This is a genomic window from Paractinoplanes pyxinae (genome assembly GCF_026626335.1).
GTDB classification, from domain to species: domain Bacteria; phylum Actinomycetota; class Actinomycetes; order Mycobacteriales; family Micromonosporaceae; genus Actinoplanes; species Actinoplanes pyxinae.
The window spans coordinates 1-23,847 of record NZ_JAPNTZ010000012.1 but is presented as its reverse complement, the minus strand read 5'-3'; the positions used below and the strand labels follow the sequence as shown (position 1 = coordinate 23,847).

Here is a 23,847-nt window from a genome sequence, read left to right as displayed (position 1 = left end):
GAAAAGGAGAGGTGGGGTTCACGTTGCGAAGTCAAACGCTCATGCCCGCCGACCGGCAGCCGATGAAGCGGGCGTGTTAACCGCAGACAATTCCCTGGTCGCCTCGCCCGGTGACACGCTGCGGGTCACTTCTCTGGCCTACGTCGAGGTCGACCGCCGGGGCCTGATCCGGGAGTGGAACCCCGCGGCGCAACGCCTGTTCGGCTGGAGCCGGGACGAGATGGTGGGCCGTCCCCTCGCCGACACCCTGGTGCCGGGTCACTTGCGCTCGACGCACTCGGCCGCGTTCGCCCGCCGGCTGGCCTCGGACGAGCCGTGGCAAGGCATGCGGGCCGAGGTGCCGGCCCGTCACCGCGACGGCGCCGAGCTGCGCGTCACGATGATCCTCGACCCGTTGCCGGACGGGTTCTGCGCCTTCCTGTCCGACGAGACAGCCTGGCATCGGGCCCAACAGGACCTGCAGCGCAGCACCACGCTGGTCAACGCGATCCTCGAGCACACCTCGGCCATGATCTCGGCCAAGGACCTCGACGGGTGCTACCTGTTCGTCAACGCCGAGTACGAGCGGGTCTTCCAGGTCGACGCGGACGAGCTGGTCGGCCACCGCGACACCGAGGTGCTGCCCGAAGTCGTGGCCGCCTCCGGCCGGGCCCACGACCGGCACGTGATCAGCACCGGCGAGGCGCTGACGGCGCTCGAGGAGCTGCCGTTCGGCGACCAGATCCGCCAGTACGTGGTGACCCGGTTCCCGCTCACCGACCCCGACGGCTCGGTCTACGGCGTGTGCTCGATCGCGATCGACGACACCGCCCGCCGCCGCAGCGAGGATCTGCTCGGCGAGAGCGAACGGCTGTTCCGGTCGACCGTCAACAACGCGCCGGGCATGCTCTTCCAGCTGCGCTTCGCCCCCGACGGCACTCAGGCCTTCACGTTCATCTCGGACGGCTGCCGCGAGATCTACGGCCTCGAACCGCAGCAGATCATCGCCGACCCCCGGCTGATCATGGACATCATCGCCGACGAGAGCATGAGCTCGTTCGCCGAGAGCGTGCACGTCTCGCTGATCACGCTCGAGCCGTGGCGGTGGCAGGGCGCGGTGGTCCGCCAGGACGGCCGGCAGCGGTGGCTGCAGGGCGTCGGGCGGCTCTACCGGCTCACCGACGGCACGACGCTGTGCGACGGGGTCATCCTCGACCGCACCCAGGAACGGACGACCGAAATAGCGCTCGAGACTGGCCGCCGCGACCTGGACGAGCTGACCCACCGCCTGGCCGTCTTCCGTTTCACCGCGGTCGCCGGTCCGCTCGGCGACCCGCGGCTGACCAGCTCGGCCGGGGACGCCGCGGCGGTTCTGGGCGAGGCCGATCCGGCCGACGGTCTGCTGGCGGCGTTCCGGTCGGTGCTCGCCGCCGATGATCACGACCGGCTGCGGGAGGCCTTCGCGGCCGCGTCTCACGGCGAGCCGGCCGACTTCGAGGCGGGCCGCCTGTGGCTGCGCCTGCGCCCGGCCACTGTGGACGGGCGGCAGGTGATCGAGGGCGCCTGCTTCGACGTGGCGGCGCCGTGACCGCCCGCCTGCCCCGCAAGCTGGGCGAGATCGCCCTGCCCGTCGAGATCCTGCCCGCGACCACCCCGGTGGCCGAGGTGGCGGCCCGGCTGCAAGCCGAGCCGCTGCTGCCCGGCGTCCTCGTCGCGACCCCCGCGGCCGGCCCGTCCCTGGTGGCCCGGGGCGTGATCGAGCGCCGGGCCGGCGACCTGGGCCCGCTGGCCGGTCTGGCCGAGAGCGGCGAGACCCGGGTGCTGGCGGCCGACACCGACATCGAGCTGGCCGCCGAGGCCGCCCTCGAACGCCCGCCCGGCCTGCACGACGAGCCGCTGCTGGTGCGGTGGCCGGACGGGCGGTACGGCATCGCCCCGGTGGACGGCCTGCTCATCGCCATGGCCGGCCGCTACGCCCGGCTGGCCCGCACCGACCGGCTCACCGGCCTGCCCAACCGCTCGGCCGCGCTCTCCGAGGCCCACCAGCGTCTGGAGGCCGGCACCCTGGCCGCCGTGATCCACCTGGGCCTGGACCGCTTCCAGGACATCAACGACGTGCTCGGCCGGCACGGCGCCGACACGCTGCTGCAGCGGGTCGCGGCCCGATTGCGGGCGGCCTGCCGGGCCGGGGACCTGATCGCCCGTCTCGAGGGCGACCAGTTCCTGGTGCTCGTGGCTGACACTTCGCCGGTGCCCGGACCGGCCGGTCTGGCTCGGCGGCTGGCCGACGTCATCCGCGGCCCGCACCTGGTCGACGGCGTCCCGGTCAGCGTCGAGAGCAGCACCGGCGTCTGCGCGGCCGACCACCGGGACCTGTCCGAGGTGCTGCGCCGCACGGCCGCCGCCCTGCGTACGGCCAAGAAGGACCGCACCGGCGTGGTCGTGTGGACCCCCGAGATCGGCACCGGGCAGCGCGCCGACCTGCGGCAGCTGACCGAACTGCGGACCGGGATCGGCGCCGGCCACCTGCGCCTGCACTACCAACCGCTGCACCGGGCGAGCGGCGACCGCGAGATCCACGGCGTCGAGGCGCTGGTGCGCTGGCAGCACCCGCAGCGCGGCACGCTTCCGCCGGGCGTCTTCCTGCCCGACGCCGAGCGCTCCGACGTCATTCTGGAGCTGACCGACTGGGTGCTGGCCGAGGCCCTGCACCAGGCGGCGCAGTGGCACGAGGCTGGCCACGACGTGCCGGTCTCGGTGAACCTGTCGGCGGCCTACCTGGCCCAGGATCGAGCCGTGCCGACGATTCTGGCCCTGCTCGAGCTGGAGCGGCTGCCGGCCCGGCTGCTCACCGTCGAGATCACCGAGACGGCCGTGCTGACCCGGCCCGACCAGGCCGCGGCCCGGCTCGCGGCCATCCGCGAGGCCGGCATCCGGGTCGCGATCGACGACTTCGGCACCGGCTACACCTCGCTGGGGCTGCTGCCGGAACTGCCGATCGACGAGCTGAAGATCGACCGCTCGTTCGTGATGCGGATGAACGACTCACCCGCCCGGGCGACGATCATCCACTCGGTGATCGCCATCGCTCGATCCCTCAACCTGACCGTAGTGGCCGAGGGCGTCGAGGACGAGCCGACCGCCACCGCGCTCGCCGAGGCCGGGGTGGACCTCCTTCAGGGGTACCACCTGAACCGGCCGCAGCCCGCTGACCAGCTGGAATCCAAGTTCACGCAAAGTTCAGGCGGGTTACCGGGTCAAGCGGTGCTCGTCGGGTCATAACGTAGGAAGTGAACGGACGGGGTCGATGTGACCTTGTCGTGACCTGGTGAATTCTTCCCCGGCGCAGTCGACGACCTCGGGTCGAGGCCCTAATCTGACACCTCGGAGAACAGCGGGTAACGAAAGGTATGCGCGATGACCGCATCAACGGTCGACGTCGAAACCACCCCTGACGGCACGCTCGTCATCCAGCCCCACGGCGCGCTCAGCGCCGACGACGCGGTCGAATTACGCCGTACGCTGGTGTACGCCCTTCGTCACCTGCGGCCGCTGCGCCTCGTACTCGACCTGCACGACGTGCACGAGGTCGACCCGATCAACCTGGGCACCCTGGCCGCCGCTTGCCACCTCGGCGACGACCACCAGGTCGCAGTGTTCCTCGACAGCACGTCCGAGTCGATCGCCGACCGCCTGAGCGCCGCCGGCGTGGCCACTCACCGGCTACGAAACGTCGGCCGGGCTGCCTGAGAGCCAAGCGGGGGCATACAGCGTGTCGTCCTCGCGACGGGGGCACAGCCGCGTCGCCTCCAGCAGCAGCTGCACCGAGCCGCGCGCGTTGGTCACCTCGAAGCCGTAGCCGCCCCGCAGCGCGGTGGTGTACCCGGTCAGCAGCACCTCGACGCACTCACTGCTGATCTCGCCGACCCCGGCCACGTCGAGCACGACCCGGCCTTGGCGCGTCCGGGCGAAGGCGTCCCGCAGGGCCCGCTTCAGATCGCGGTGCGCGGCCCGGTCGAAGGTGCCGCCCAGCAAGAGGTAGGTCGTCTTGCCGGTGCGGTCGGTGTCCCTCTCGATGGAGAAGCTCATGATCCCTCTGTATCCGGCGCAGATGGCCTGTCCATGACTTTCATCGGGCGAAACGGAGCAGTGGATCACCGATTCGTGTTTACCTGATGTTCATCAACGTCGATGGAGGTCAGCGATGCCCGAACCGCGCCGTTTGTTACCCCTGCTGGGCCGTCACGGCGGTGGCCGCGATGCCATGACCTGCCAGTACCGCTGCGGAAACGCGTGCGATCACCCTGTGCCCAACGGCTCGGAGAATCCGTACTTCGGCGAGATTGCCGCAGCCGCCCTGACCCGCCGGGGCCTGCTGGCCGCGGGCGGCACCAGCGCCCTCGTCCTCGGAATGGGCGGTCCGGCCGCCGCGGCGGTCCCGGCAGCTGCCGCGCCGGCCCCGAGCGGCGCGGCCCTGACGTTCAAGCCGATCCCGCCCAACGAGATCGACACGGTGATCGTCCCCAACGGCTACGACCACGCCGTGGTCATCCGCTGGGGTGACCCGGTGCTGCCCGGCGCGCCCGCCTTCGACCTCGAGCACCAGACCGGCGAGAGCCAGTCGAGGCAGTTCGGCTACAACAACGACTTCCTCTGCGTCGTGCCGATTCCGGGCAGCGACCGCCGCGCGCTGCTCGTGTCCAATCACGAGTACACCAATGAAGAACTGATGTTCCCCGGCTTCACCACCCAGGAAGCGCTGACCGTGGATCAGGTGCGGGCCGCCATGGCCGCACACGGCATGTCGGTGGTCGAGATCGAGCGCGTCGGCCGCACCGGGCAGTGGCAGCCCGTACGGGGAAAGCGACTTCCGTACAACAAGCGCCTGACCATGCTGGCCACGCCCTTCCGTGCGGACGGCCCGGCGGCTGGTTCGCCGTTCCTGCGTACGGTGGCCGACCCGCGCGGCACCACGATCATCGGAACGCTGAACAACTGCGCCGGCGGCCTCACGCCGTGGGGCACGGCGCTGTCCGGCGAAGAGAACTTCAATCAGTACTTCGTCGGTGGCGACGCGGTGCCCGAGGCCGACAAGGCCCGCCTCAACCGCTACGGGATCCTCACCACCGCCCGCTATCCGAGCGGCTCACGGCGCTGGGAACGGGCGCAGGAACGCTTCGACCTGGCCAAGCACCCCAACGAGGCCAACCGCTTCGGCTGGATCGTCGAGGTCGACCCGCTCGATCCCGGCGCGCTGCCGCGCAAACACACCGCGATGGGCCGCTTCAAGCACGAGGGCGCCAACGTCATCGTGGCCAAGAGCGGGCACGTCGCCGCGTACATGGGCGACGACGAGCGGTTCGAGTATCTGTACAAGTTCGTCTCCGACAAGCGCTACCGCCCTGGCGACCGCAAGCACAATCTGACCCTGCTCGAGTCGGGCACGCTCTACGTCGCCCAGCTCACCGGCGACAGCCCCGCGGCCGAGATCGACGGCACCGGCAAGCTGCCGTCCGACGGCGCCTTCGACGGTACGGGCAAGTGGATCAAGCTGGTCTCGGGCACCACGTCGTTCGTGCCCGGTATGACCGCCGTCGAGGTCCTCACCTTCACCCGGTTCGCCGGCGACAAGGTGGGCGCGACCAAGATGGACCGCCCGGAGGACGTCCAGCCCAGCCTGCGCAGCGGCAAGATCTATGCCGCGCTGACCAACAACACGAACCGCGGCGTCGGCACCTACGCCGGCGTCGACGAGGCGAACCCGCGCGTGGCCAACAAGCACGGCCAGGTTCTTGAGATCACCGAGGACGGCGGGGACCACACCGGCGAGTCCTTCACCTGGTCGCTGCCGATCGTCTGCGGCGATCCCGACGATCCGGGCACCTACTTCGGAGGCTACGACAAGACCAAGGTGTCGCCGATCTCGTGCCCCGACAACGTCGCCTTCGACAGCTCGGGCAACCTGTGGATCGCGACCGACGGCAACGCCCTGGGCAGCAACGACGGACTCTTCGCGACCGCGATCGAGGGTCCCGAACGCGGTCACCTCAAGCAGTTCCTGACGGTTCCGCCGGGCGCGGAGACCTGCGGCCCTTTCATCACCGCCGACGACCGCTCGGTTCTGGTCGCCGTGCAGCACCCGGGCGAGATCACCGGCGCCACCGTGGACAACCCGGCGTCGACGTGGCCGGACGGCAGCTACGCCAAACCGGCCGTCGTGGTCACGTGGCGGCTCGACGGAGGACGCATCGGTAGTTAGAGCGTTTACTCTCCGTTCACCGGCAGCCGGTGGTTCCTTCCGCATCGGCTCTCCTAACGTTCGGGCAGCCCACCATGGGTGCGGCCAGGACGATCAAGGAGAGCCGATGCGTCGACTTTTACCCCTGCTGGGCCACAGTGGTGGCTCGCGGGACGCCATGACCTGTCTTTACCGCTGCGGCAACGCTTGCGACCACCCGGCGCCCAACACGTCGGACAACCCGTACCTCGGTGATGTCGTCAACGCGTCGATGAGCCGGCGCGGTGTGATGCGGGCCGGCGCCGCCGGTGCCCTGGTCCTCGGAGTGAGTGGCGCCTCGGCTGCCGCGGCGGTCCCGGCAAGCGCCGCGCCGGCCCCGGTCGCCACCGCTCCCAAGGTCACCGGCAAGGCCGGGAAGATCAGCTTCAAGGCGATCCCGCCCAACACGCTGGACAACCTGATCGTGCCCAACGGCTACGACTCGGCCGTCGTGATCCGCTGGGGCGACCCGGTCGTGGCCGGCGCGCCCGAGTTCGAGCTGGACAAGCAGACCGCCAAGCGGCAGTCGCTGCAGTTCGGCTACAACAACGACTTCGTCGGCGTGCTGCCGTTCGGCAACTCGGACGAGCGCGCGCTGCTCGTGGTCAACCACGAGTACACCAACGAGGAGCTGATGTTCCCGGGCTTCACCAGCCTGGACGCGCTCACCGTGGAACAGATCAAGGTGGCGATCGCGGCCCACGGCCTGTCGGTGGTCGAGATCGAGCGCGTCGGCCGCAGCGGGCAGTGGAAGCCCGTACGCAAGAACCGGCTGCCTTACAACAAGCGGATCACCGCCCTCGAGACGAAGTTCAAGCTGACCGGCCCGGTGGCCGGCACGGCGGCGGTGAAGACCGCGGCCGACCCCAAGGGTCAGTGGGTCATCGGCACGCTCAACAACTGCGCCGGCGGCGTCACCCCGTGGGGCACCGTTCTTTCCGGCGAAGAGAACTTCAACCAGTACTTCGTCGGTGGCGACGCCGTGGCCGAGGCCGACAAGCCGAAGCTCAACCGCTACGGCATCACCACCACGGCCCGCTACCCGAGCGGCTCGCGCAAGTGGGAGCGGGCTCAGGAGCGCTTCGACCTGGCCAAGCACCCTAACGAGGCCAACCGCTTCGGCTGGATCGTCGAGGTCGACCCGTTCGACCCGGACGCCCCGCCGCGCAAGCACACCGCGATGGGCCGCTTCAAGCACGAGGGCGCCAACGTCATCGTGGCCAAGAGCGGGCACGTCGTGGCGTACATGGGCGACGACGAGCGCTTCGACTACCTCTACAAGTTCGTGTCGGAGAAGAAGTACCGCCCCGGCGACCGCCGGCACAACCTGACCCTGCTCGAGTCGGGCACGCTCTACGTCGCCCAGGTGACCGGGGACAGCGCGGCGGCCGAGATCGACGGCACCGGCAAGCTGCCGTCGGACGGCGCCTTCGACGGTACGGGTAAGTGGACCAAGCTCGTGTCGGGCAACAAGTCGTTCGTCCCCGGCATGACCGTGGCCGACATCCTCACGTACACCCGCCTGGCCGGCGACGCGGTCAAGGCGACCAAGATGGACCGTCCCGAGGACGTGCAGCCCAGCCTGCGCACCGGCAAGATCTACGCGGCCATGACCAACAACACGAACCGGGCCGTCGGCACCAACCCGGGCGTGGACGAGGCCAACCCGCGCAGCGCCAACAAGCACGGCCACATCTTCGAGATCACCGAGGACAAGGGCGACCACACCGGCGAGTCCTTCACCTGGACCCTGCCGATCGTGTGCGGTGACCCGGCCGCCGCCGACACCTACTTCGGCGGGTACGACAAGACGGCCGTCTCGCCGATCTCGTGCCCCGACAACGTCGCGTTCGACAGCGCCGGCAACCTGTGGATCTCGACCGACGGCAACGCCCTGGGCACCAACGACGGCCTCTTCGCGACGCCGATCGAGGGCTCCGAGCGCGGCCACCTGCGCCAGTTCCTCACCGTGCCGCGCGGCGCCGAGACCTGCGGCCCGTTCATCACCGGCGACGACCGCTCGGTCTTCGTGGCGGTGCAGCACCCGGGCGAGATCAGCGGCGCCACCGTCGACAAGCCCGTCTCCACCTGGCCCGACGGCGACTACGCGAAGCCGTCAGTGGTGGTCTCGTGGCGCCTCGACGGCGGCCCGATCGGCAGCTGACCGGTGCCCCGTACCGCTACTTCGTGAAGGTGAAGTAGCGGTACGGGGTGTAGGTCGTGTAGTTGACGTTGTCGAGCGAGATGCCCGGGATGTAGGCGGCGCGCACCCGGTAGAAGACGCCCGTCGAATGCGTGCCGGTGAGCGTGTAGTACGACTTGCCGGCCGAGTTGAGCGACGCGTCGACGTTCTTCCACTTCTTCCACTGACCGCCCGAGTGCACCTCGAACTGCAGCTGCTGACGGCAGTTGGGCTTGGTGCTCATCGTGGTCGTGAAGTACGGGTTCACCGTCTTACGGAAGTGGGCGTACGACACCGTGCCGAGGTTGGCCGTCTTGTACTGCCGCGTGACGGCCAGCGAGGCCGGGATCGTGGTGTAGATCCACGCCCGGCGCGACTTCGCGTTGAACTGCTCGGTGCCGAGGAAGTTCACGGTCAGGCCGACGCTGCGGGTCGCGGTGACCGACACGAAGGTCTGGCCGTTGGCCGGCATCTCGACTCGCTTGATCAGCTTCGGCGGCAAATCGTTGCCGAACGGGTCGGCGTAGACCTCGACCACCTGCCCGGGCTTGTGCGGGCCGCCCAGCTGGATGCTGAACCGCGAGGTCGCGTTGTACGAGCCGTACGCGATGTAGGGGTCGACGTTCATGCTCAGGTCGGTCTTGGTGATCCGGATCGTCCTGCTCGCGGTGGCCGCGCCCAGGACGTCGTTCCCGGCGTACGACACCGTGTAGGTCACTTCACCGGCGGCCTGCAGACCGGGCTCGCTGACGACGAACGTCCCGTTGGCGCCGGCCCGGACCGTCGGCAGTGTCACCTCGGAACCCGGCTGCGGGCCGGTGCGGCGCACGCTGATCTCGGCCCCGGCCGGCAACGCCGGTGTCGCGTTGCCTCGTATACCGATCGGGCTCGACCACGAGTACTGCGAGTTCGAGACCAGCGAGATGGTCGGCACCACCGGATCGGACTCGGCGGCGCCAGCCGGGCCGACACCACCGGTCACTGCCACGACGGTGGCGATGACACCTGCTAGAACAACCCGAAGTTTGTGCATGAAAAGTCCCCGAGTCACTTTGTGAAGGTGAAGTACCGGTACGCGCCGTACGTCGTGTAGTTGAGGCTGTCGCCCGAGGTGCCGGTCAGGTAGGCCGGCCGCACGCGGTAGAAGACGCCGGTCGAGTGCGTCCCGGTCAGCGTGTAGTACGACTTGCCCGACGCGTTGAGCGACGTGTCGACGGTCTTCCAAGGCTTCCACGTGCCGCCCGAGTGCACCTCGAACAGCAGGCGGGCCTTGCGGCCGGGATTCGCGGTCATCGTGGTGGTGAAGTAGGGGTTCACCGTGTTGCGGAAGTGGATGTACGAGACCGAGCCGATGTTCGCCGTCTTGTACTGCCGCGAGGTAGTCGTCGAGGCCGCGACCTTGGAGTAGATGAACGCCCGGGCCGAGGCCGGGGCGGTCGCGGCCGTGCCGAGGTATTTGACCGTCAGGCCGAGGTTGCGCGTCGGGACGATCACCGTGCCGACGCCGCGGCTGGCGCTCACCGACTCGCGGTGGACCAGCTTGGGTGGCAGGTCGGCGCCGTACGGGTCGGACCAGATCTCGACCACCTCGCCCGGCACCAGACCTCCACTGACCTTGACGTTGACGATGGTGTGCTTGGCGTAGGCGACGGTCGCGCTGGCCGGGTACACCGACAGCGTCACCGGCGCCTTGCCGATCGCGACCGTGACCTTGGCCTGGGCGGAGGCGATCGTGTTGGTTTCCATGTACGAGAACGAGTAGATCGTGTCGCCGCCGGACTTGACCGTGTCGGTGACGGTGAACCGGCCCTCGGCGTCGACAACGGCCTGCGGCAGCCCCTGCGACGACGTCGGGCCGTCGCGGTGGACGAAGAGAGTCGTTCCGGCCGGCACGCCGGTGATCGTGCCGGTGATCGTCACGGGACTGCCGTACGGGGAGGTTGCCGGCGCGGTCAGCGTGATCACCGGAACGATCTTCGGTGGCTGGTTGAGCGCCCACAGGTGGAACTCGCTGCGCGCGTTGTGGCTGACCGCGAAGAGCCGCGGCCCACCCGGCTCGGAGACGACCGCGTCGAGCAAGTCCGGCGCGTCACCGGTGCGGACGGCCGGCAAGGTGTAACTCTGCTCCGCCGTCGACGAGCCGGCCGGATAGACCGACAGGGTGCTGCCGTAGCCGAGCGCGACCCGGTCGTCGTCCTGGTCGATGTCGACAGTCGTCCCGTCGCAGAGCTGCTCGTACGCGTCGGTCCGCTGATGCGGGTTCGCGACGGGGGCGACGAAGGTCCGGCAGGGCGAACCGACGGCCGTGATCGTCGAACCGTCGGTGCTGAGCGCGGCGTCGCGGACGAAGCCGGCGCCGGTGGTTTCGCTCGCCGTCAGCGCCGGGGTGCTGCCCGAGACGTCGTAGACGAACATGTTGCCGCCGGTCGTGGCGTTGCTCGACCGGTCGACCAGGACCAGCCGGCCCGATGTCCCGGGCGCGGTCAGCAGCTGCGGCGCGTCGTGGATGCTGCCCTTGTGCAGCCCGCCCGTGACCGCGCCCGTGGTCAGGTTCAGCGATCCGAAATTGCCGCCGGAGGTCACCTCGGGGTCACCGGAGTAGCCGAAGTAGAGCGTTCCGCCGACTCGGGCCAGCGTCTTCGGCTGGGCGATGCTGGGCAGGGGGTACTGCTTCGTCTCGGCCATGGTCGCGGTGTCGAAGGCGACGATGGCGTTCCGCTTGGCCACCGCGGCGTACAGCGTCGCCGAGTCGGCCGACAGGGCCAGGCCGCCGATGCCGGGCAGGCCGGTCACGAGGTTGTACAACGAGCCGTTGTAGTCGGCGGCGATCAGGCGACCGTTCTGGCCGTCGGCGATCAGCACCCGCTTGCGGGCCGGGTTGACCAGCATGTCGCTGACCGATGCGATGGGCACGAACTTGGAGTTGGTGGCCACGGTGGCGGCGGCAGCAGAAGAAGCGGGGCCGGCGGCCACGACGACCGCGGCCGAACCCGTCACGATCACAGCCGTGAGGGCATGGCGAAATTTGTGCATGCTGATGGTGCTCCCCGATATCGCGCGCCCGGCGACCCGGGACGCGGAGCGACATCGTACGGGAAAAGATCAACTTTTGTGGATCGCGGTTGGTTAGCTGTCGCCATGACTGAACTTGGACCCGTCGCCTGGCCGCCGACCCCGATCCGGACCGAGAGGCTTGTGCTTCGCGGGTCCGAGGCGCGGGACCGTCCACAGTTCATCGAGCTGCTGGCGTCGCCCGAGGTCCACACTTACCTGGGCGGCCCTCGCCCTCACGATGTGCTCGAGCGGGAACTGCCCGAGGTGCCCGAGCAGTGGCCCGGGAGCTTCGTCGTCGAGCTCGGCGGGGCAATGATCGGCCAGGTCCTGCTCCGGCGGGCCTCCCGGCACCGCCCGGCTGCCGTCGGCAAGGTCGACCTCGGCTACCTGTTCCTGCCGCGCGCGTGGGGTTTCGGGTACGCCGCCGAGGCGTGCGCGGCGGCGCTCGACTGGTTCGACAGTGTCCTGCCCGGCGAGCCGGTGGTGCTGGCCACCCAGACCGCGAACGTGGCCTCGATGCGCCTCGCCGAGAAGCTGGGGTTCACCGAGGTCGAGCGTTTCCGCGCGTGGGACGCCGACCAGTGGCTCGGCATGCGTTAGGTCAGGCCAGGGCGGCCAGGGCGGCGTGGCGGCCGTCGCGCCAGAGAATGCCGGCCTCACGGAAACCGGCGGCGCGGGCGGCGGCGATGTGCCAGCCGACCGAGCCGGCGAAGTTGGCGGCGGGGCGGTCGCGGAAGACCGCGGCCCGCGTGGCCATGAGGTCGCCGAAGGCGGCGGTGGCCTCGCCCCACCACTGGGCCCAGGCCAGTTCGGCCGCGGCCTCGCCCGGGGCCGGGTTGAGGGCGGCCGAAACCGTGGGCAGGCCGTCGTCGGGCATCAGGTCGGCCACCACCAGCAGGCCGCCCGGATCGAGGGCCTGGCGGCAGCGGCGGTAGAGGGCCCGGATCCGCTCGGGGCGTAGATAGTGGACGGTCATCAACGCGGTGGCCAGGTCATAGCCGGTGCCGGCCGGGTCGGCCCATTCGGGCTCGCCCAGATCGGCGTCGAGGACGGTGACGGCCGGGCTCGCCCCGTCGCGAGCCAGGGCCAGCAGCACCGGGTCGATGTCGATCAGCGTCACCCGGGCGCCGGGCCACCGGTCGGCCATCCGCGAGGCCACCACTCCGGGGCCGCCGCCCAGGTCGAGGACGCGGCGGGGCGGCCGGCCCAGCACCGACTCGGTCGCGGTGCCGATGGCGGCCTCCAGCGTGGCCAGGCCAGGCACGAAGCCGGTCATCACCTCGTCCCAGGCCGTGCGCCGGCGGGCGGAGTCGAGCGCGAGCATGAACCCATCCTCGGTGTGATCGAAAACGACAACCATTTCTAACAGGATGGGTGAGCTTTCGCTAGGACTCGAGGGCGGACAGCGTGGCGAGCAAGCGGTCGACCTCCTCGGCCGTGTTATAGACCTGAAAGCTCACGCGTACGGAAGAGGTCTTCTCGCCCTGCGTGCCCTGGCAGTGGCCGTCGGCGCGGACCAGCAGACCGTCCGCGGCCAGGATGAAGCCGAGGTCGTTGGAGTCGATCTCGCGATGCCGGAAGGTCACGATGCCGTGCCGGCGCTGCACCGGCGATCCCGCGGCCAGGCTGTCCTGGCAGCCCAGCACCTCGTAGCTGGGCATGGTGGCGAGCCCCGCCGTCAGCCGGGCGCCCAGCGCGACGATCGACGACGAGATGCGCGACAGGCCCACGGACGAGAGCCAGTCCATGGCGGCGGCGAGGCTCACGATTCCGGCGGTGTTGGGCGTGCCGTTCCAGCCGCCCGGGGTGAAGGCGGGGCCCCGCCGGTTGCGCGCCCACACCGCCCCGACGCCCGGCAACGCCATGGCCTTGTGGCCCGAGAAGACGACGAAGTCCACATCCAACTCCCGTACCGAAAGGGGAAGGTGACCGAAGCTCTGGGCCGCATCCAGGCAGATGGCGACCTCGGGGCCGGCCGCCGCGCGCAGGCGGTGCACATTCATGTCGTTGCCGTAGACGTGATGCACGTGGGTGGCCGCGATCAGCCGGGTACGCGGGCCGACGGGCAGCCGGCCCACGTCGTAGTCGTGCGCCTCGTCGTACGGCGTCGGCCGTACCACCACTCGCGTACCCTGCCGCCGCAGCATTTCGGCCGCGTCCAGCCAGGGCACCAGGTTCGCGCTGTGGTCGGCGAAGGGCACGATGATCTCGTCGCCGTCGCTCAGCACCGTGGGCAGCCAGTCGAGCGCGACCGACCGCAGCCCCTCGGTGGTGCCGCTGACGAAGTGCACGCCGGACGTGGCCGGTGACGCGTCGTCGAGGAACCGGCGCACCTGGTCGCGGGTCTGCGCGATGCGGGCCGTGGTGCGGTTGGCCCACGGATAGGTGCCTCGCGCGGCATTGGCGTTCTCACTGCTCAGATAGGCCACCACCGCGTCCAGGACGGCCTGCGGCTTCTGGGCGGTGGCCGCGCTGTCGAGGTAGGCGACGTCGGGGTGGGCGACCAGCTGGGGGAACTGGGAGCGGACGTCGAGGTCGAGGGCGAGCGTCATCAGTCACGCACCAGCCGCGCGCCGGCGTCGCGCCAGGCGATGATGCCGCCGGCCAGCGAGCGCACCGAGGGGTGTCCCATCCGGGTCAGCAGCGCGGCGTAGCGGGCCGACTTCTCGCCGACCGGGCACACCAGCAGCACCGGCTGCCGGCGGCTGAACGGCAGTCCACCGTGGAGCAGTTCGGCGAACAACTCGTCGACGATGTTGATCGAGCCGTCGATGTGCAGGGCCTGGAACGCGTACGGACTGCGCAGGTCGACCACCAGGCCGGGCCACCGCAGGGCCTCGTCGATCTCCACCGTGGGTGCGTCGGCCACCTCGGCTTCCGTCAGCGTGCGGACGTCGTGCCGCTTGGCCGGGCGCCCGAACAACCCGGGACGCCTCTCTCGTACGTACGACAAATAGCTCTCGACCCGGTCGCAGACGATGAAGACGGCCGTACGGCGTTCGGTCAGGCCGCCGTCGATCGCCCGCAGGTGACGGACGGCGCCGTGGAAGGCGCCCCCGCCGGTCGGCCCGGCCGGCGTGCCGCACCGGCGGACCAGCGTCAGCAGCCCGTCGATGGCGTCGTCGGCGGTGATCGTCTCGACCGTGTCGTAGACGCCCGGCTCGAACAGCCCGACCTCGTGCACCTCGTCGATCGTCCGGATGCCGGGGATGAAGTCGCTCTTCGCGGCGACCAGGCCGATGACCCGTACGTCGGGAGCGTGTTGCCGCAACGCCCGGGCCACCCCGGTCGACGACCCGGCGGTGCCCACGCAGGCGATGAAGTAGTCCGGCGCCCGCCCGTCGAGGTCCTTGATGATCTCGGGCCCGGTGCCGTGCAGATGAGCCTCGACGTTGCGCTCGTTGAAGTACTGGTCGGTGTGCACGTAGCCGCTGCCGTTGCTGGTCAGCGTGCGGTGCATGCGCGCGAGCGGGTCCTCGGTGTCGCTCGGGTCGAGGCATTCGGCCTGGCCCGGCAGCTCTTCGATCTCGGCCCCGAGCAGCAGCAGGAGGTCTTTGATCTCGGGCACCTTCATGCGGTTGGTGACGCTCTTGAAGCGCAGCCCGTGCAGTCCCGCGATCATGGCGAGCGCCTTGGCCGTGTTGCCGCTCGAGAGCTCGACCACCGTGTCGCCGCGCTCGGCCGCGCCGGCCAGCAGCGGGCGGGCCATCTGCCAGGCCGCCCGGTCTTTGAGCGAGCCGAACGGATTGAGCAGCTCCATCTTGGCGTACAGGTCGATGTTGCGCAGACCGTGGACGGCCGGATCGATGCGGACCAGCGGGGTGTTGCCGATCGCCTCGGTCATGTCGTCGAATCTCATGCTGCCTCCGCGCGTTCGGGGACGGGCCAGTACTGCTCGTCGAGGCACCAGCTCCATCGGTCGCCCGCGCGGAACAGCGCGACCTTGCGGCCGACCGGCTGGCGCAGGGCCCCGGTGGCGCTGAAGTCCATGAAGTAGCCGGCCGTGTTGACGAAGGCGAGCAGGTCGCCGGGCCGGGGCCGCACCGGCAGCACCACCTTGCGCCGCGTGATCAGGTCGGACTCCAGGCACAGATTGCCCAACAGATAGACCTCCGCCGGCCCGGCAAAGCCGGCGGAGTTCTGCGGGATGACAACCGGATCCATCTGAACCCCGTGTTCCTCGAGGCTCACATCCCGCGAGTTCAGTTCCAGCCGTACGAGGGTGTCCGGCCCCTCGCGCACCTCGAGCACCCGGGCCAGCACGATCCCGCATTGATCGAGCAGCGCCCGGCCGGGTTCGACGTCGAGGTCGATCATGCTGTCCAGCAGCAGCGACCCGAGCGGCCGGCGCAGTTCGGGCGCGGTGGTGGTCAGCAGCTGGTCGAGGTAGCCGGGTCCCGAGACCGGCCGGTACGCCGGATACAGGCCGAGCGCCCCGCGCAGCGTCCCCGCCTCGTTGCGCAGCCCGTACCCGTGCCCGTTCCAGGTGAGCGGCGGCCGTCGCCCGAGCACGGCCTGGGCCAGTTCGGACGTCCAGCGCTCCCACTGTTCGCCGTCGGCCAGGTAGTTGACGCCGAACCCGCCGCCGATGTCGATCGACCAGGCCGGCACGTCGCGGCGGCGGCACTCGTCGAGCGCGGCCACACAGCCCTCCAGCGCGAGCGCCTTCTCGGGCAGGCCGATGGTGTCGAGGTGGTAGGCCACCCCGGTCAGTTCGAGCTGGTCGGCGTGCTTCTCGATCCGGTCCAGTGCCTCGTGCAGCCGGGCCGCGGGCACACCGAAGCGGCTGCGACGGCTGACCAGGCGCACGCCGCGGGAGGCGAATTCGGCCAGTCGCACCATTACTCGTACGCGGGGAAGCCGGCCCGCCGCGACCAGGGCGGCCAATTCACTCAGCTCGTCGAGGGAGTCGGCGTTCACGGTGCTGCCGGTGCGCGCGGCCAGCAGGAGAAACTCACGGTTCTTGGGGCCGGTGGCCATGATCCGGCCCGGGCCGAACCCGGCGCCGAGCGCGTGCTGCAACTCGGCCAGCGAGGCCACGTCGACACCGGCGTCGGCGCCGGCCAGGTGGCGCAGCAGGGCCGAGGACCGGTTGGCCTTGTGCGCGAAATAGATGTTCCCGCGCAGCCGGTGCTGCCGATAGACCGCCCGGAAAGCCTCCACATTGGCGTCCAGCGCGTCCGGCAGAACGATGTTGAGCGGAGAGCCGAGGCCGTCGGTCAGCTGTCGTAGCAGGGGGGCCTGGGCGAGAACCGATTGGGTGATCGATTCCATTTTCGGGGTCAGCTGAAGGGGGCTGGAATCAGGCACAGTACGACTCCCCGGATGGCCGTTGGAGCAGGTCAGTGCGTCAGCGTCGACATTTCGGAGATGCGTTTCATCAACGTATCCGATGGCCGGGCGGCTCGCCAGAGGGAATAAATTCATTCAACGGTATGTGTCGTCGCTCCGACATATGTCAATGCGTTTGCGATTGATTCGGCGAACCGCTGTCAATTGAGCATGTCTGCATTCATTCATGCGCCCGCCCGGGGACCGCACCCCCGGGCGCACCCGACTCGTAGGCATCGGTTCACGTGGATGTCGCCTGGTCGTCGCGCGTCCCGCTGAGGCTGCCGGAGAGGAAAGGAGACAACAGTGTGGATCAATAGAAGAGCCATCGCCCTGCTCGCGGCGGGCGCGCTCGCCGGCCCGCTCATCACCCCGGGCGTGGCCGTCGCCGGCGGCAAGTCCTTCGACCTGCAGGCACATCGGGGCGGACTCGGCCTGCGCGTGGAGAACACGCTCGCGTCGTTCGGCAACGCGCTGCAGCTCGGCGTCAGCACGCTCGAGCTCGACGTACAGATCACCGAGGACGGCCAAGCGGTGGTCACGCACGACCGGCAGGTCTCGGGCAACAAGTGCACCGACACCGCGCCGGTCACCGCGGGCGACCCGGAATTCCCGTACGTCGGCAAGTACATCAACACGCTGACCCTGGCCCAGGTGCGCACGATGGACTGCGGCTCCAAGACGCTGGCCGACAAGCCCGGTCAGCTGGCCGTGCCGGGTGCCCGCATGCCGCTCCTGCGCGAGGTCTTCGCCCTGGTCAAGCGCTACCACGCGGACGGCGTCAAGCTCAACGTCGAGACCAAGGTCGAGGCGGGCGCGCCCACCGAGACCGCCCCGCGCGAGCAGTTCGTGCAAGTCACCGCAGCCGAGATCCGCAAGGCCGGGATGCTGCGCCAGGTCACCATCCAGAGCTTCGACTGGGGTGCGCTCAAGCGGATGCGCCAGGTCGAGCCGCGGCTGCCGCTGGTCGCCCTGACCAACTACGACTTCCTGCAGACCGGGCAGCCGGGCGCCTCGCCGTGGCTGGGCGGCCTCGACATCGACGACTTCGGCGGCGACCCGATCCGGGCCATCCGTACGTTCGGCGCGTACGCATTCTCGCCGGTGCACGGCTTCCCGCAGAACGGCACGATCACCGACCCGGGCTACCGGCCGTACGTCACCCGGTCGATGGTCGTGCACGCCCACGCGTACGGCATCAAGGTCGTCCCGTGGACGGTGGACGACGTGCCGACCATGGCCAAGCTGCTCGACGACGGCGTGGACGGCCTGATCACCGACTACCCGGACCGGCTGCGGACGCTGCTCGCCGCGCGCGGCTACAAGCTGCCCAAGAAGTACGCGTCGCCGTTCGACATCCAGGCGCACCGGGGCGGCCGGGCCACGCGACCCGAGAACACGCTGCCCGCCTTCGAGCACTCGCTGGCCAACCCGGCCATCTCGACGCTCGAGCTGGACACCGGCGTGACCGAGGACGGCCGGCTGGTGGTGCTGCACGACCGTACGATCAACGGCTCGCACTGCGTCGACACGGCGCCGGCCCAGCCCGGTGACCCCGAATACCCGTACGTCGGGAAGCTCGTCCACGACCTCACGCTGGCGCAGATCAAGACGCTGGACTGCGGATCGAAGGTCGTGCCGGGTCAGGTCGCCGTGCCGGGGGCCCGCATCCCGACCCTGGCCGAGTTCTTCGCGCTGGTCAAAGGCAGCGGCCGCGACGACATCCGGATGAACATCGAGACGAAGATCAGCCCGCTGGTCGACGACACCGAGCCGTACGCGATCTTCACCACCAAACTCGTGCGGGCGATCCAGAAGGCCGGCCTCCAGCGCCGCGTGACGATCCAGTCGTTCGACTGGCGCACGATCCGCCTGGCAAGCACGCTCGACCACCGGATCGAGACGGTCGCGCTGGTCTGGCAGTACGGCCCGGCCGAGTGCGCCACCCTGGCCGACGAGTGCTCGCTGCGTGCTGTCTACAACGACCCGAAGGTCAAGAGCCCGTGGACGGGCGGCCTGGACTGGTGGCGCTTCCGCGACCTCGGCGCCCTCGTGCGGGCCGCGGGCGCGTCCACCGTCTCGGCCAACTGGCAGGTGCACGACCCGGCCCAGGGCACGGTGGCCAACGACGACTGGTACCTGAGGCAGAACCCGGCCTACTTCCACGGCCCGGTCGTAGCCAAGCTGCAGGACCGATACGACCTGAAGGTGGTGCCCTACACCGTCAACGACGCCGCGACCATGCAGCGCGTGATCGACCTGGGCGTCGACGGCCTCATCAGCGACGACCCCGAACTGCTGATCAAGGTCGCCGTCCGCAACGGCCTGCGCTGACCCTCAGGGACGGGCCGCCGGCGAGGCGGCCCGTCCCGCAACACATCGACGATTTTTACCGCACGATGTGCCGGTCGCGCCGTGATCGTGCCTCGCGTTGCGATTGCATCAGACCAAAGCATCGATCAGGTGCGGCATGACCCGCCGAGCGGCCGAGTTCCCCGCGTAGCGATTGAGATACGGCACTGCTGTGCGGAAGTCAGCTCTGACGGTGGCCGAACCCAGGCCGCTGCAATCGTCGATCGCCTGGGCGAGGACCGTGCAGCCGTGCGTGACGTCACCCGTCGCCAGAAGCGCCAGGGCAAGACGACCGCCAAGCCGCGCACGCGTTCTGGCCGCCCAGGGTGGCAGGTCGCCGAACTGGCGAGTCAGACTCTCAACTGCACGCTCCGGCCGGCCGAGGTCATAGAAGCACCACCCCGCGGCCATCCGAACGGGATCGGAAACTGTGGAACTGCCGAGAACGGGCTCAGCGACCCGGTCGTCCGCCTGCCCGAACCATCGGGAAGCACGATCCAGTGCCTCGAAGCAGGAACTCTCGTCGCCGACGATCGCCTGCCCCTGCGCCTCACGCTGGGCGGCCAAGGCCCGGATACGGGCACCGCAATCGATTCGCTGTACACGGCGGGCCAGCTCGACCGTCGTCATACCGCTACGCCGGTACATGGCCATGTCGGCCCGCCGGACAAGCGCGTAGGCCGAGAGCCGAGTGTCGCCGCCGGCCTCGGCGAACGTCACCGCCAGATCGGTCCACCACGTCGCTCCACCGTCATCGCCCGCCTCCTGGCACATCCATCCGGTCAACTCGGCGAAACGACTCGCCATCACCAGCAAAGCCGGGTTCGGATAGTCCGTCGACCCGGCGGATACGCGCATCGCGTGAGTCTGAGCGACCAGGAGCGGGATCATCGTGGCCGAGGACAGTGATTGCGACATCCGGCGAAGCTGATCGAACTGCTGACGACTCAGCTCGACAATTTCCGAGATCCGGCTGTTGCTCCGGTCGGCGGTGGCAGGCCAGGACATCAGTTCGCGGAATTCCCAGCCTGCGTGTCCGCCAAGCGTGTCGCTGAGGGCTCCTCGGCCGTCCGGCTCGAGGCGGATCGTCCAGCGACCGGCCGCAGTTGCTCGCCGCGCAGCCGGCACCGGCGAAAAACTCAGCTGATCCGGCGCCAGTGCGGCTAGGACGCCGTCGGCGTCCAGCGCTGCATCGCACAGCCGGGCCAGCATGACCCCCGGCACCTTAGTTCCATTCTCGATCTTGCTGAGATGACTCTTACTGTAGTTGACCAACTTGGCCAGCTCACTCAAAGACATGCCCGCAGCCAGCCTGCGCGCCCGCAATTCCGCACCGAACGACAGTGCCATGACCACGCCTCGCAATAACCGATCTTGAAAGCGACTCATCCGGCCCGAGCAGCCCAGATTACTCGTAGCCGGCAACCAGGACTTGGATCTGGAATCGGACCATGATGGACGCACCTCGCCCATCGCCCTTCGAGTGGTACGCGCTGACGGAAGGGACCGGCGCTCGACTGCTGTTGGCTACCCTCCCAGCACTCTCCGCTATAACTCGGATCAGCTGTTCGTACAAACGCGCAGGTCAGATTGAGGGCTCCGCGCCGCAGCCCGAACGGGGGACGGGAAACGTCTTGCCGTTGCGCAATCCATCATGGAACTCTGAATCCGCCGCACTTTCCGTTTCTTTATGAGCAGCAGAGTGCCTGGGAGAGTCGCGTGACAGACGTATTTATCAGCTACCGCACCTCGGACGAGCCGATGACGGCGGTATTCATCAAACACGTTCTCGGCAACCGGATCGGGGACCAACGAGTATTCCTGGACAATACCTCGATACCGCTGGGAACGCACTTCCCGCCCACTATCGAGAAGGCACTGGACGATTGCCAGGCCCTGGTCGCCGTAATTGGGGTGCGTTGGCTCGAGGCGGACCAGAACGGCCGGCGCCGCGTTGACGATCCGTCCGACTGGGTGCGCCGCGAGATCATCCACGTGCTCGGCCGAGGCATCCCGGTCATTCCTGTGCTGATCGGCGACGTGCACCTGGACCAGGTTGCCTTGCCGACCGAATTGGCGGCACTGTCGAGCCGGCAATTCCTGCCCGTTCGGGTGCGGTCCGTCGAGCACGATCTTCGCCCCTTGATGGACCGGCTGAGCGACCTTGTCGATCCGCCCGGCGCGGATGGCGCGACCACCTCGGCCACCGTCAGCAACGTCTTCAACGACACGGTTTACGCCCCGAACGGCGTCTTCGGCATCTCCAACAACTGACGAACTACGCAGAGGCGAGAACGATGCCCGAACCCGACATCAGCCCGGAACCGCCGGGCGACTCGGATCCGTCACCGAGCGCTGATCCGCAGGAGGAACGGGTCGACCACGACACGAACGAAAAGCCCGCGGGCACGGAGCAGAACCTCTTGGATGACGCCGACAAAGTCGGGTCGCGGCGCTCCGGCGAAGACAAGAAGTCCGGCGAGCAATGGACCCGACGACGCCCTCAGGACGAGTCCGAGAGCAAGAGCGGACCGGGCGCCCAGAGCGTCATCATGAACTTCAACGCCGCCGTGGACGCCAGCAACGCCGTCCTGGGTCTCGCCAATGCCGGGCGGCGTTCCGCCACCGCCGGAAAGGTGACCGGCAAGCTGCCGCCCGACCATGTGGCGGCGGTCGTCGCGGGCTATGCGCGGCCCGACTGTTTCGATCAAGCCGCTGCCCGGCTGGACTCGGAGCGGCTGGTCGTCCTGGAAGGCACGCCGGGCAACGGCCGGCGAGCCGGGGCCATTGCTCTGCTGCACGAGATGAAGGCAAAGCCGCTCGTGGTGCTGGCTCCGTCCCTGACACTGCGTGAGCTCGCGGAGCGCGTCTACAACAAGGGCTGCGGCTACCTGGTCGTCGACCGGATGAGCGAGCGGAACACCAACGACTCGGCCTTCACGTGGAGCAGCGTGCGCGATCAGGTGTCCGAGGCGGGCGCCTACCTCATCGTGACCACCACGACCGGGGTGCGCGGCGTGGCGCACTTCCGCTGGGAGCGCCCGCCCGCGGCCGACGTGCTCACCGCTCAGTTGCGCGGGCAGGGCCTGGATGAAGAAAAGGCCGCCGCGGTGGTCGACGAGATCGGCGCGGACCTGCCCCAGGAAGTGAGCCTGGCCGGACTGGCCGGGGTGGCCGAGGAAGTCGCACGCGACAAGAGCCCGCGTGAGGCGTTGCGGTCGTTGCGTGACAACGCGGCCGAGGAGGTCAGCGAGTGGTTCGCCGAGGATCCGGACGACCGGCTCGTCCTGCGGGTGGCTGCGCTCTGCTTCCTGGAGAACGTCGACGTCCGCACCTTCGAGTACGCCGTGGAGGGTCTGCGCGACGCGCTCGTCAAACGACTGCCCCCCAAGCAGGGCAAAGCCTTGGCCAAGGCCATGCTGACCCATCGCGGTGACCGCGTCGGCCTGATGGACGTCAAACAGATGCCGGCTCAGATCGGCACCACGAGCGTGGTCGTCTTCAAGGACAAGGCTTATCGCCGCTGTGTGCTGGAGGAGTTGTGGCGGCGGCGCGACAACTCCTTCTGGGACGCGATCGCCGAATGGCTCGACGACATCGTCAGCCGAGGCGACAGCGTTCCGGTCGCCAGCGGACTCGCCTGGCTCGCTTGCTGTGCCTTCGGCGAGGTCAACCACATCTATCTCGGCCCGTGGTCCTGGGGCCGGGTCGGCCTGTACGGGCAGATGACGGCGATCTACATCCTCTGGTTCATGTGCCTGCGTGACGCGATGGCCCCGGTCGCGATCCAGACGGCGGCGTCGTGGGCGGCCGGCAAGGATCTCGATCAACGCTGGTGCGCTGTTGTCGCGTTCAGCGGCGACCTGGGCCTCACCTCGCCGGTCGAGTCGGCCAATCAACTTTGGCGCCAGCTCACGGCGGGCACCGACGATCTGCAGGCGTCCGCGTGCCGGGCCCTCGCACAGCTTTTCGCCCACCTCAGCGACGACGCCGGCACGGATGCCCGGGCGGTGCTGGCCCTGCTCGAACCAAAAATGATCAAGTACGGGCCGGGCGGGAACGTCGAACGCATGCGCGCGGCCGATTTCGTCCGCATGCGCACGCTGACCGTGGCGGCCACGCTTGCTGTCCTGGAGGCCTCCAGTCTGGAAACGGGCCGGCCGGCGATCATCGAGTACTTCCGCGACCTACCGGCGGACTCGGAGATGGTCGACGTCATCGCCCGGTTGTGGGCGGGTGTTCTGCGGCATCAGCCGCACCGCCGGCGAGCCATCCAGGCACTGCGCCGGAGCTTGCGGGCCTTGCGCGACGTCAGCGACCAGCCGCACGAGGACGCCCGGTTGATCGGGGCCGCCCTGGCCCGAGCCCTTCCACCGCACGCGCACGGACCCTTCCGCCGCGACTTCAACATCGTCAACGACCAGATGAACCGAGGGCAGAAGGATCTTTCCGCCGACGTCCTGCTGGCCTGCCTCGACGCCATCGCCCTGAGCTTCTCCGGAGGAGCCGCATGAGCATCACGTACCCCATCACCGCCCGGCGGCACCTCGCGAAGGCCGAGAAGAGCAAGTGGTACCGGCGCGCCGAGCGGAGCGACGCCGATCTGCTGCAGGCCGACGCCCATCATGTGCTGGTGTACCGCGTCGGCGGCGACTACGTGCTGGACAACGAC

Annotated in this window: 17 protein-coding genes; 9 read left to right on the top strand and 8 right to left on the bottom strand. The window is 69.2% G+C overall.

Features of this window, described 5'->3' with window-relative positions:
- The first annotated feature begins 73 nt into the window (after positions 1 to 73).
- The 3 genes from OWR29_RS31020 to OWR29_RS31010 all read left to right on the top strand — a co-directional run bounded on the left by OWR29_RS31020 (position 74) and on the right by OWR29_RS31010 (position 3,729).
- Positions 74 to 1,567 carry a PAS domain-containing protein gene (locus OWR29_RS31020; RefSeq protein ID WP_267566927.1) on the top strand — a complete coding sequence of 498 codons (1,494 nt, stop codon included), beginning with the start codon at positions 74 to 76 and terminating at the stop codon, positions 1,565 to 1,567.
- Positions 1,564 to 3,261 carry a putative bifunctional diguanylate cyclase/phosphodiesterase gene (locus OWR29_RS31015; RefSeq protein ID WP_267566926.1) on the top strand — a complete coding sequence of 566 codons (1,698 nt, stop codon included), beginning with the start codon at positions 1,564 to 1,566 and terminating at the stop codon, positions 3,259 to 3,261. The genes OWR29_RS31020 and OWR29_RS31015 overlap by 4 nt, the downstream gene beginning before the upstream one ends.
- Before the next feature lie 135 nt (positions 3,262 to 3,396).
- Positions 3,397 to 3,729 carry an STAS domain-containing protein gene (locus tag OWR29_RS31010; protein WP_267566925.1) on the top strand — a complete coding sequence of 111 codons (333 nt, stop codon included), beginning with the start codon at positions 3,397 to 3,399 and terminating at the stop codon, positions 3,727 to 3,729.
- On the opposite strand, the gene OWR29_RS31005 is transcribed toward OWR29_RS31010, so the two are convergent.
- Positions 3,703 to 4,068: an STAS domain-containing protein gene (locus OWR29_RS31005; RefSeq protein ID WP_267566924.1), complete on the bottom strand. Its 366-nt coding sequence runs from the start codon at positions 4,066 to 4,068 to the stop codon at positions 3,703 to 3,705. The two genes, OWR29_RS31010 and OWR29_RS31005, sit on opposite strands and share 27 nt — an antisense overlap.
- 115 nt (positions 4,069 to 4,183) lie before the next feature.
- Here OWR29_RS31005 and OWR29_RS31000 point away from each other — a divergent pair, with 115 nt between their 5' ends.
- A complete protein-coding gene (locus OWR29_RS31000; protein WP_267566923.1) occupies positions 4,184 to 6,238 on the top strand; it encodes a PhoX family protein in 2,055 nt (684 codons plus the stop codon).
- 106 nt (positions 6,239 to 6,344) lie between these two features.
- The gene (locus OWR29_RS30995) at positions 6,345 to 8,420 is read left to right on the top strand and encodes a PhoX family protein (protein ID WP_267566922.1); all 2,076 of its coding nucleotides are present in this window, start codon (positions 6,345 to 6,347) and stop codon (positions 8,418 to 8,420) included.
- A 16-nt stretch (positions 8,421 to 8,436) separates the two neighbouring features.
- On the opposite strand, the gene OWR29_RS30990 is transcribed toward OWR29_RS30995, so the two are convergent.
- On the bottom strand, positions 8,437 to 9,471 hold the full coding sequence (locus OWR29_RS30990) for a hypothetical protein (RefSeq protein WP_267566921.1): 1,035 nt from the start codon (positions 9,469 to 9,471) through the stop codon (positions 8,437 to 8,439).
- Between the two features lie 14 nt (positions 9,472 to 9,485).
- Positions 9,486 to 11,441 (bottom strand): YncE family protein, encoded by a 1,956-nt coding sequence (locus tag OWR29_RS30985; protein ID WP_267566920.1) that lies wholly within the window; start codon positions 11,439 to 11,441, stop codon positions 9,486 to 9,488.
- Positions 11,442 to 11,576: 135 nt separating this feature from the next.
- Here OWR29_RS30985 and OWR29_RS30980 point away from each other — a divergent pair, with 135 nt between their 5' ends.
- A complete protein-coding gene (locus tag OWR29_RS30980; protein ID WP_267566919.1) occupies positions 11,577 to 12,092 on the top strand; it encodes a GNAT family N-acetyltransferase in 516 nt (171 codons plus the stop codon).
- A gap of 1 nt (position 12,093) precedes the next feature.
- Here the strand turns inward: OWR29_RS30980 and OWR29_RS30975 are convergent, their stop codons facing one another.
- The 4 genes from OWR29_RS30975 to OWR29_RS30960 form a co-directional block, all read right to left on the bottom strand.
- Entirely contained in the window at positions 12,094 to 12,816 is a 723-nt protein-coding gene (locus OWR29_RS30975) for a class I SAM-dependent methyltransferase (RefSeq protein ID WP_267566918.1), read from the bottom strand.
- Positions 12,817 to 12,877: 61 nt separating this feature from the next.
- Positions 12,878 to 14,044, bottom strand: a complete 1,167-nt coding sequence (locus tag OWR29_RS30970; RefSeq protein ID WP_267566917.1) for an aminotransferase class V-fold PLP-dependent enzyme — start codon at positions 14,042 to 14,044, stop codon at positions 12,878 to 12,880.
- Entirely contained in the window at positions 14,044 to 15,351 is a 1,308-nt protein-coding gene (locus OWR29_RS30965) for a pyridoxal-phosphate dependent enzyme (RefSeq protein WP_267566916.1), read from the bottom strand. The genes OWR29_RS30970 and OWR29_RS30965 overlap by 1 nt, the downstream gene beginning before the upstream one ends.
- Positions 15,348 to 16,766: a type III PLP-dependent enzyme domain-containing protein gene (locus tag OWR29_RS30960; RefSeq protein WP_267566915.1), complete on the bottom strand. Its 1,419-nt coding sequence runs from the start codon at positions 16,764 to 16,766 to the stop codon at positions 15,348 to 15,350. Before OWR29_RS30960 ends, OWR29_RS30965 begins: the two co-directional genes overlap by 4 nt.
- 363 nt (positions 16,767 to 17,129) lie before the next feature.
- Between OWR29_RS30960 and OWR29_RS30955 the strand changes: the two genes are divergently transcribed.
- The gene (locus tag OWR29_RS30955; RefSeq protein ID WP_267566914.1) at positions 17,130 to 19,157 is read left to right on the top strand and encodes a glycerophosphodiester phosphodiesterase family protein; all 2,028 of its coding nucleotides are present in this window, start codon (positions 17,130 to 17,132) and stop codon (positions 19,155 to 19,157) included.
- A gap of 108 nt (positions 19,158 to 19,265) precedes the next feature.
- On the opposite strand, the gene OWR29_RS30950 is transcribed toward OWR29_RS30955, so the two are convergent.
- Complete coding sequence (locus tag OWR29_RS30950; protein WP_267566913.1) at positions 19,266 to 20,525, bottom strand: helix-turn-helix domain-containing protein; 1,260 nt, start codon at positions 20,523 to 20,525, stop codon at positions 19,266 to 19,268.
- 369 nt (positions 20,526 to 20,894) lie between these two features.
- On the opposite strand from OWR29_RS30950, the gene OWR29_RS30945 reads away from it, so the two are divergent.
- Positions 20,895 to 21,449, top strand: coding sequence for a toll/interleukin-1 receptor domain-containing protein (locus tag OWR29_RS30945; protein ID WP_267566912.1), 555 nt, complete (start codon positions 20,895 to 20,897; stop codon positions 21,447 to 21,449).
- A 23-nt stretch (positions 21,450 to 21,472) separates the two neighbouring features.
- Positions 21,473 to 23,689 carry a hypothetical protein gene (locus tag OWR29_RS30940; protein ID WP_267566911.1) on the top strand — a complete coding sequence of 739 codons (2,217 nt, stop codon included), beginning with the start codon at positions 21,473 to 21,475 and terminating at the stop codon, positions 23,687 to 23,689.
- The last annotated feature ends 158 nt before the right edge of the window (positions 23,690 to 23,847 follow it).

Coding starts and splice junctions, on each gene's coding strand:
- OWR29_RS31010 (WP_267566925.1), top strand. CDS start 3,397: ATGACCGCATCAACGGTCGACGTCGAAACCACCCCTGACGGCACGCTC.
- OWR29_RS31005 (WP_267566924.1), bottom strand. CDS start 4,068: ATGAGCTTCTCCATCGAGAGGGACACCGACCGCACCGGCAAGACGACC.
- OWR29_RS31000 (WP_267566923.1), top strand. CDS start 4,184: ATGCCCGAACCGCGCCGTTTGTTACCCCTGCTGGGCCGTCACGGCGGT.
- OWR29_RS30995 (WP_267566922.1), top strand. CDS start 6,345: ATGCGTCGACTTTTACCCCTGCTGGGCCACAGTGGTGGCTCGCGGGAC.
- OWR29_RS30990 (WP_267566921.1), bottom strand. CDS start 9,471: ATGCACAAACTTCGGGTTGTTCTAGCAGGTGTCATCGCCACCGTCGTG.
- OWR29_RS30980 (WP_267566919.1), top strand. CDS start 11,577: ATGACTGAACTTGGACCCGTCGCCTGGCCGCCGACCCCGATCCGGACC.
- OWR29_RS30975 (WP_267566918.1), bottom strand. CDS start 12,816: ATGCTCGCGCTCGACTCCGCCCGCCGGCGCACGGCCTGGGACGAGGTG.
- OWR29_RS30970 (WP_267566917.1), bottom strand. CDS start 14,044: ATGACGCTCGCCCTCGACCTCGACGTCCGCTCCCAGTTCCCCCAGCTG.
- OWR29_RS30965 (WP_267566916.1), bottom strand. CDS start 15,351: ATGAGATTCGACGACATGACCGAGGCGATCGGCAACACCCCGCTGGTC.
- OWR29_RS30960 (WP_267566915.1), bottom strand. CDS start 16,766: ATGGAATCGATCACCCAATCGGTTCTCGCCCAGGCCCCCCTGCTACGA.
- OWR29_RS30950 (WP_267566913.1), bottom strand. CDS start 20,525: ATGGCACTGTCGTTCGGTGCGGAATTGCGGGCGCGCAGGCTGGCTGCG.
- OWR29_RS30940 (WP_267566911.1), top strand. CDS start 21,473: ATGCCCGAACCCGACATCAGCCCGGAACCGCCGGGCGACTCGGATCCG.